Below are 8,376 nucleotides of genomic sequence, written 5' to 3' on the forward strand. Positions count from 1 at the left end.
TTCTCCTTTGGAGGGGTTCTCGCTTCAGCGAGGGGGTGGTCAACTTCTTTGGAGGGGTTCTCGCTTCAGCGAGGGGGCGGTTTTCTCCCGTGGAGGGGTTCTCGCCCCGAGGGCGGAGGTTCTAACCTTTGGAACTGTTCACGCCTTGGCAAGGCAATGGTCAAAAAATAATCACCAAAAATACCTATCTTTAACCCTTTAAAAACAATTATCCATGCCTTGGTACGTGCTCTACACCAAACCCCGCAACGAAAAAAAAGTAGCTGATTCTCTTGAAAAATTAGGCATCGTTACTTATTGTCCTTTAGTAAAAGTCGTCAAGCAATGGAGTGACCGTAAGAAAAAAGTGCTACAGCCATTAATCAGCTCGTATGTATTTGTAAAAGTGGATGAAAAGGATCGGGATCTTGTTTTTCAAGTCGCTGGAGTTGTTCGCTATTTATTTTGGTTGGGCAAGCCTGCCATCATCCGGGAAGAAGAAATCGAAACACTTCAAAAATGGTTGGCAACAGACTATGCGAAAGTGGCCATTCACAACCTACAACCAGGTTCCAAAATCATCCTCAACGAAGGCGTCTTTAAGGGGCAATCTGCCATTGTAAAAGAGCTCCGCGGCCATAAAGTGCAGTTGGTACTCGAAGCCCTCGGCGTACTTGTAACTATGGAACGAATAGTAAACTAACTACCCATCGCCTTAGGACGTTAGTGTCTTAGTGCCTCAAAAATCTTCTTTTTTTTTCTTTCCCCGACCCGCCGCGGCGGGTGAAAAAAAACCGTTCTTCGTAGCAGATTAATATATAAATTAATCTAAAAACCAAAGAACCGTGAGCATCCTGATTTTGACTTCCACCGAGGCGGGTTGGGGCAAACCAAGATCAGGCAAACCAAAATCAGTAAAACAGCCCACTATTCCAAATTCCACTATTCCAAATTCCACTATTCCAAATTCCAAACAGAACGACAACCCACAACCCACAACTTACAACCCACTCTGAAAAAAAACCTCCATTTTCTTTGCCAATTCCAAACAAACGAGTACTTTTGTTACTCAATTAAATACCGCATGTTAGCTAATTTAATTACTTCAAAAACGCGTTTGCGATTATTAGTAAAATTTTTTACAAACGTTGCTAATGAAGGTTATTTAAGAGGGCTGGCAACCGAAATGCAGGAATCTACCAATGCTATTCGGAAAGAATTGAACAATTTGAGCGATGCCGGGTATTTAACCCGTATTGAATCCGAAAACAAAATCACCTACAAAGCGAATACGGAAAATCCGTTTTTTTCACTACTTCAACAAGTGGTGCATAAATACATTGGTTTGGATACATTGGTTGAAATGGTGTTAGACCGAATGGGGCCGGTGCAGCGGGTTTATGTAATTGGTGATTACGCCAAAGGCATTGATAGCGGCACTATTGAAGTGGTATTGGAAGGGACAGAATTAAATCAGGATTACATTCTGCAATTGGCAGAGAAGATTGAAAAAGAGATTCATAAAAAAGTGCAATTTTACCTAACCGACAAGCATGATGCAAGTGGGTTGCTGGTTTTTGAAAATATAATTTAAACAATCGTACGATTGTAGATTGCAGTATTTTGTTGGTCCATTTATGTGACTGACGGGGCGAAGCCGTAGAAAAAATCCGCCAAAATAATTTAAATTGACCTAGTTGCTCTTGATACAAACACCGCAAATAATTCAGCTTCCTAAAATTCAAGACCCAAGAGGGAATCTGACTTTTGTTCAAAATGGCGGAGTATTGCCCTTTGAAATTAAAAGAGTTTTTTGGATTTACGATGTTCCGGGTGGTGAAACACGAGGTGGACACGCCAACCGAACCCAGCAGGAATTAATCATCGCCATCAGCGGTAGTTTTGACGTTGTGGTAACCGATAAAGCAGGAGTTGAGCAACGGTTTCATTTGAATCGATCCTACTTTGGTTTGTACCTGCCACCGATGCAATGGCGGAGTTTGGATAATTTTTCTACAAATTCAGTGGCTTTGCACTTATGCAGTACGCCTTATAATGAGCAGGATTATTTTCGTGACTTTACTATTTTTAAAACAACCTGAGAATGCAACAGACCACTGTTTTTGATTGTCAAATGCTTTCGCTCCCAAAGAACCATCGGGAGCAAGGGAATCTGACAGTCGTTACAAATGAAGTGGATGTACCCTTTACAATCAAACGAGTATATTATTTGTATGATGTTCCGGGAGGTTATAGCAGAGGAGGCCACGGTCATAAAGAATTGAAACAATTAGTGGTGGCTTTAAGTGGCAGTTTTTCTATCACAGTAGATGATGGAACTTCCAAGCAAACCTTTCATTTGTCGCGTCCGGATAGAGGCCTTATGTTGCCGCCGGGTTTGTGGAGAGAATTGGATAATTTTTCCAGTGGTTCCATCTGTATGGTTCTAGCTTCTGAATTGTATGATGAGAATGATTATTTTAGGGATTATGAAAAATTTGTGGCATGGAAATCAGCGAAGTAAGTGCTGCAGAATATGATGCGATTTTTACAAATCCGTCACATGTTTTTAACAAGGCAAGTTTTAATGCACTGAATGCATCCAAATGTGAACAAGTGTATTATTTGGTTTTCAAAGATACCAAAATCCGTTTGGGGATTATTTTCGGACTTAAAAATAATTGCTTAAATGCTCCTTTTTCAGCTCCGTTTGGCGGATTTGAATGTGTCAGTACCGATGTTCGTTTGCAGCAAATAGATGCTGCTTTACTAGCTTTGAACGAATGGGCTTCGAACAAAAAGATAAAGGAAATTAAAATAGTCACACCGCCCTTTTTTTACAATGATTCGTTTTTAAATAAACTATACAATTGTTTGTACCGTGCCAATTATCTGCAGAAAAGCATGGAATTGAATTACCAGTTTGCAACCCATACATTGGATGAAAATTACATGGAAACTATTTGGTACAATGCATGTAAAAATTTAAAAAGAGGATTAAAAGAAGCTTTGACATTTAAGAAATTAGAAAAAGCCAACCAAAAGCACGCCTTCGATATCATCGTACAAAACCGAAAAGAGCGAGGGTTTCCCCTCCGAATGACTTGGGAACAAGTAGAGGAAACAAGTACTGTGATACCCATAGATTTTTTTACAGTAAATAAAGCACAAACAGCCATTGGAGCAGCCGTGGTGTTTTATGTTGCTCCACGAATTGTGCAAGTAGTGTATTGGGGCGATTTACCGGCCTATTCGGAGTACAAGACGATGAACTTCTTGTCGTATAGTTTGTTTAACTACTACCAAAACCAAGACATAAAAATCATCGATATCGGTCCATCTACTGAAAACTCCATCCCCAATTATGGGCTGTGTGAATTCAAGGAAAGTATTGGATGTGACATCGCTATCAAAACGGTCTTCAGCAAAAGTTTTATTTAATGTTTGTAATTGATCCAGATCCCTATTTAGTTCCCAGTTACAGGATTAGTCCTTTTAAAACGGAATATGTTGCTTTGAATGCAAGTTTAGCGGATAATGATTTTGCTGCAGAATATTTCAATAAACGTTTTGGAGTAGGAAACTGGAACTATACCTTTAACGGTCGCGAAGCGATTCAATTTGCATTGCAAAGCTATGCACTGAAAGCTACCGATTTGGTTACAATTCTGACGACGTCACAAAATTTTTATATCAGTTCTTGCGTAACGAAAGAAATAGAAGCCATTTGTCAATGGAATAGAGCCATTACTGCCGAAACAAAAGTATTGCTTGTCAATCATGAGTTTGGATATCCCTATTCGGAAATGGAACAGCTCAAAGCTTTAGGATTGCCAATCATTGAAGATTGTTGTACCACCTTTTTTAGTGAAAATGCCACCGATAATTTAGGGCAACAAGGTGATTTTTCAGTCTATAGTTTCCCGAAATTTTTCCCCATACAAATAGGGGGATTACTGGTTTCGAATCAAAAAAATAAATCGTTTCATCACTCAAAGTTAACAACTGATCAAACGGATTATATTCAAAATGTGGTCTCTCACGCACTTTTGAATACAACTGATTTGCTTCAAAAAAGGAAAACTACTTTTGATTATGCATGTGATTTATTTGAAAAATTGGGTTTTAGCTTGCGATTTCCAACCGGAAAAAAAGTAGTTCCATCGGCTTTACTTTTAAATAATCATGGAATTGTACATGATTTGAATCACCTAAAACTTTATTTGGAAAAACAAGGCATTCAAAATAGCGTTTTTTACGGAGAGGATGCTTTTTTCATCCCGTGCCACCAAAATTTAAAGCAGGAAGATGTACACTATATGTTTGAGTGCGTCCAGTTATACCTTCATAAACAAAAAAAAACCTAACCATGATTGTAGCAAACATTGCTTTAGGAAAAAATGTAACGGTGGACGCATCCGCATCCATTAATAACGTAACAATAGGAGATGACACCAAAATTGCGGCTCAAGTTCGCCTATTTGGTTCAGAAGCACATCCACTCGTGGTTGGCACTCATTGCTATTTTGGCTTAAATACCATTGTAGAAGGATACAATGCGAAAGTAACTATTGGCAACCACGTGAGTTTTGCTCAAAACATCAATTTAATGGCAGGGTCTGGGCCGAATGCTTCACAAGCAATGCAACGACTCTTTCCAATTATAAAAGGTGAAGTATCCATTGGCGACCATAGTTGGATTGGTGCAAGTGCGATCATCATGCCGAATGTACACTTAGGAAAGTTTTGTATTGTAGCAGCGAATAGTTTTGTGACCGAATCGTTTCCCGATTATTCCATCATTGGTGGCACACCGGCAAAACTACTGCGAACGATGACCCCAACAGAAATAGAAATACTGCATACTAATGATTAAATTTCTTGATCTTCAAAAAATAAATGCCCAGTATTCAGAAAAACTGAAACAAGTGGCTGCCGACGTGATCGACTCCGGTTGGTTTTTAGTTGGCGAGCGATTGGCTACTTTTGAGGAAAAATTAGCTCATTATACGGGAGCCAAACACGCAGTGGGAGTGGCCAACGGATTGGATGCGTTGCGTTTGACCCTGAAAGCCTATATCCAAAAGGGTGTAATGGCAGCAGGTGATGAAGTAATCGTTCCTGCAAACACCTATATCGCATCATTGCTTGCTATTTCCGACAATGGGTTGCAACCCGTTTTGGTGGAACCCGATGCCGCTACTTTTAATTTGGACATCACTTTAATAGAACAAGCCATTACTCCGAAAACCAAAGCCATAATGGTGGTGCATTTGTACGGACAAGTTTGTTGGAGCGAAGCACTCCTTGCCTTGGCAAAAAAATACCGATTAAAAATCATTGAAGACAATGCACAAGCCATCGGTGCAGAATGGAAAGGAATTAAAACCGGAAATTTAGGCGATGCCGCCGGATTCAGTTTTTACCCCGGTAAAAATTTAGGAGCCTTGGGCGATGCCGGAGCTGTAACCACCAACGATCAAGAACTGGCAGATTTGGTTCGTGCATTGGGCAATTACGGCAGCCGAAAAAAATATGTAAACGAGTACCAAGGCATGAACAGCCGTTTGGATGAAATCCAAGCTGCTTTTTTAACCGTTAAGTTGGAATTTTTAGATGCTGAAAACAACTACCGCAGGCAATTGGCAGCTAGGTATTTAAGAGGGATTACCAATCCTGCAATTGTATTGCCAACACTTACAAATCTAACCATCCCTTGCGAAGAAAATACCGAACACGTTTGGCATTTATTTGTCATTCGCCATCCAAATAGAGCAGCTGTACAAGAATATTTAGCTGCAAATGGTGTGCAAACCTTAATTCATTATCCAATACCTCCCAACAAGCAGTTGGCGTATGCCGAAATGAATCAAATCGATTTTCCTATTACCAATGCAATACATAAAGAAGTGTTGAGTTTACCTATAAGTCCGGTAACAACAGAAGCCGAGGTAGTAAAAGTAATTGAGCTTTTGAACAATTTCTATTAGTTTGTCGGAACAATCCTCTTATCGTTCCATTATGAAAGCGACCTCCATTTTTGGAGGAGTGCAAGTTGTTACTATTCTTATTACGCTTATCAGAGGTAAGGCAGTGGCGGTTTTGTTAGGCCCGACGGGAATGGGGTTAAACGGTTTGTTTTTATCAGGATTAAATTTGGTTAAAAGTATAAGTTCCTTAGGAATCGCCGAAAGTGCCGTGCGTGATTTAGCAGTAAGTCATAGTAGCAGTAAAGAGCAGTTTAATACTACTTTTACTGTTTTTAAAAGCTGGATTTGGATCACTGCCATTTTAGGCATGGTCATTTCTGTTTTGTTTGCTCCACTTTTAAGCCGTTTTGCCTTTGGAGATGCCTCCCAAACGATAGCATTTATGTGGTTATCAACCACTTTTATTTTTGGAGCATTAACAGGCGGAATTTACACGGTTTTGAGAGCCGCCAGAAAAGTATCCGAACTTGCCAAAGCCACTATTTATGGCAGTATTTCAGGATTATTAGTAACCTTACCTATATTGTATGTGTGGGGCATTGATGGCGTCATGCCTTCCATTATTGCAGCCGCAATCGCCGGCTGGTTGGTGAGTTTACTATTCAGAAAATATGTATCCGTAGAGCAAGTAGAACTCAGCTTAAAAGAAAAGTTTATGCTAGGCAAACCAATGGTTAGTATGGGTATCAATATGTCTTTAAGTGTTTTGCTTACTACTTTGGTAGCATTTGTGTTAAGTGCGTTTATCACTAGAACCGGAGGTTTGGAAGAGTTAGGTTTGTACAGTGCAGCAACTTCCATCATGACAGGTTATGTGGGTATGGTATTTACGGCAATGAGTGCCGATTATTTCCCGAGACTCTCAGAAGCCATACAGAACAAAGAAGCTTGGCAAAAGGTCATCAATCAACAAGCAGAAATACTCATTTTGATACTTACGATTGTCCTAAGTTTGATGATGGGCAGTGTTAGTTTTTTAATTAAAGTATTGCTAAGTGAAAAATTTTTAGTGATGACCAATTTCTTGCTTATTCTGGGACTATCGGTACCTATTAAAGGATTGGTTTGGACCATGGGTTTTTTGTATTTGTCAAAAGGAGATAGCAAACTTTTTTTGATGACCGAAGTAGTGGCGAATATTTTATCATTGATACTTACAATTTCAGGTTACCATTTTTTTGGATTAATTGGTATCGCTATATCTCAATTGATTGGGTTTTTTATTGTATTTTTTTTCCACTTGACTTTTATTAGAAAGCGTTATGATTTTTTTTTAGATAAGAAATTACTATTTGTTTCATTTGCATCAGTAACGGTTTTATCTTTTATCTTTTTTACAAGTTGTATTTCTTCTGTATTATTTTCAATAGTAAAATGGATTTTAATTGTAACTGCAATGCTCTATTCATTTTATTTTTTAAACAAAAAGTTAGACTTTGTTCATGGTTTCATATCAAAAATTAAAGGAAAGTGAATTCGTTAAAAAAGGTATTTAATGTCATAAAAGAACTGACGAAAGTAAATTTAATTAAAACGATTTATTTCAATTATAGTTCCTTTCCTTTTTATATTGCAAGTCGATTACCCATTCTTTTTTATGGTAAAGTAAAGTTTAAAGACTTATCAGGCAAAGTAAATATTGACTCAACTATCGTAAAGTTTGGAATTATCAAATTTGGAGGTAGTCATGAAATTGTAGTATCCTCCAATTCTCCTACTGAACTACTGATAAAAGGAAATATTACTTTTACCGGAAGTGCAACATTTGGACAAGGTACTAAAATCGTAATTTGGGAAAATGGAAATCTTATCTGCAGAAATAATTTCTCTTTGGGTTCTAATTCTCACATTGTTAGTTTTCGCAGGATTGAGTTTGGTTCAAATGTTCTAATTTCTTGGAACTGTAATTTTTATGATACTGATTTTCATTTCATAAAAAATGCTAGTACTAATGAAGTGGCTGATAATTGTAAAGAAGTATCTATCGGGAGTAATACTTGGATAGGTTCGCATGTGACCGTTTTGAAAGGCACCAAACTACCTAATGAAATTGTAATTGGCTCAAATTCAGTTTGCAGCAGCGATTATTCATTAAAAATTAACTCTAAAAGTATTATTGCTGGAAACCCTGCAAAATTGATAAAGGAAGATTTTGTTTACATTTTAGACAAAAGAGAAGAAAGTGTACTTTTCAAAAAATACATCGGTCTCTAAATGAACATAACGATTGGAGTTGCCACATACAATGCCTCTGTTTTCATAATCGAAGCTTTAGAAAGCATCTACAATCAAACGTATCCCAACCTGCATTTGATTGTGTCTGATGATTGTTCCAAAGACGATACGGTTGCACAAGTACAAAAATGGTGCAATCAAGAACAGGTACAAAAGCGTTTTTTGACCATTG

The 8,376-nt window shown here is 38.2% G+C and carries 12 protein-coding genes; all 12 read left to right on the top strand.

What is annotated here, in order from left to right:
• Positions 1 to 214 precede the first annotated feature (214 nt).
• Positions 215 to 682: a UpxY family transcription antiterminator gene (locus ACIQ2S_RS00855; protein WP_396172170.1), complete on the top strand. Its 468-nt coding sequence runs from the start codon at positions 215 to 217 to the stop codon at positions 680 to 682.
• 142 nt (positions 683 to 824) lie between these two features.
• A complete protein-coding gene (locus ACIQ2S_RS00860) occupies positions 825 to 995 on the top strand; it encodes a hypothetical protein (protein ID WP_396172171.1) in 171 nt (56 codons plus the stop codon).
• A 68-nt stretch (positions 996 to 1,063) separates the two neighbouring features.
• Positions 1,064 to 1,573, top strand: a complete 510-nt coding sequence (locus ACIQ2S_RS00865; RefSeq protein WP_396172172.1) for an ArsR family transcriptional regulator — start codon at positions 1,064 to 1,066, stop codon at positions 1,571 to 1,573.
• 109 nt (positions 1,574 to 1,682) lie between these two features.
• Positions 1,683 to 2,081: a sugar 3,4-ketoisomerase gene (locus ACIQ2S_RS00870; RefSeq protein ID WP_396172173.1), complete on the top strand. Its 399-nt coding sequence runs from the start codon at positions 1,683 to 1,685 to the stop codon at positions 2,079 to 2,081.
• Between the two features lie 2 nt (positions 2,082 to 2,083).
• On the top strand, positions 2,084 to 2,503 hold the full coding sequence (locus tag ACIQ2S_RS00875; RefSeq protein WP_396172175.1) for a sugar 3,4-ketoisomerase: 420 nt from the start codon (positions 2,084 to 2,086) through the stop codon (positions 2,501 to 2,503).
• On the top strand, positions 2,485 to 3,420 hold the full coding sequence (locus ACIQ2S_RS00880) for a hypothetical protein (RefSeq protein ID WP_396172176.1): 936 nt from the start codon (positions 2,485 to 2,487) through the stop codon (positions 3,418 to 3,420). Before ACIQ2S_RS00875 ends, ACIQ2S_RS00880 begins: the two co-directional genes overlap by 19 nt.
• Positions 3,420 to 4,346 (top strand): DegT/DnrJ/EryC1/StrS family aminotransferase, encoded by a 927-nt coding sequence (locus ACIQ2S_RS00885; protein ID WP_396172177.1) that lies wholly within the window; start codon positions 3,420 to 3,422, stop codon positions 4,344 to 4,346. The genes ACIQ2S_RS00880 and ACIQ2S_RS00885 overlap by 1 nt, the downstream gene beginning before the upstream one ends.
• A gap of 2 nt (positions 4,347 to 4,348) precedes the next feature.
• Positions 4,349 to 4,855, top strand: coding sequence for an acyltransferase (locus tag ACIQ2S_RS00890; protein WP_396172178.1), 507 nt, complete (start codon positions 4,349 to 4,351; stop codon positions 4,853 to 4,855).
• Positions 4,848 to 5,969 carry a DegT/DnrJ/EryC1/StrS family aminotransferase gene (locus ACIQ2S_RS00895; RefSeq protein ID WP_396172179.1) on the top strand — a complete coding sequence of 374 codons (1,122 nt, stop codon included), beginning with the start codon at positions 4,848 to 4,850 and terminating at the stop codon, positions 5,967 to 5,969. Before ACIQ2S_RS00890 ends, ACIQ2S_RS00895 begins: the two co-directional genes overlap by 8 nt.
• Before the next feature lie 31 nt (positions 5,970 to 6,000).
• Positions 6,001 to 7,443: an oligosaccharide flippase family protein gene (locus ACIQ2S_RS00900; protein WP_396172180.1), complete on the top strand. Its 1,443-nt coding sequence runs from the start codon at positions 6,001 to 6,003 to the stop codon at positions 7,441 to 7,443.
• Entirely contained in the window at positions 7,440 to 8,183 is a 744-nt protein-coding gene (locus ACIQ2S_RS00905; RefSeq protein WP_396172181.1) for an acyltransferase, read from the top strand. Before ACIQ2S_RS00900 ends, ACIQ2S_RS00905 begins: the two co-directional genes overlap by 4 nt.
• The coding region (locus ACIQ2S_RS00910; RefSeq protein ID WP_396172182.1) for a glycosyltransferase at positions 8,184 to 8,376 on the top strand (193 nt) is incomplete at its 3' end.

The sequence above is a fragment of the Flavobacterium sp. genome, from assembly GCF_044371705.1.
Lineage (GTDB): Bacteria > Bacteroidota > Bacteroidia > Flavobacteriales > Flavobacteriaceae > Flavobacterium.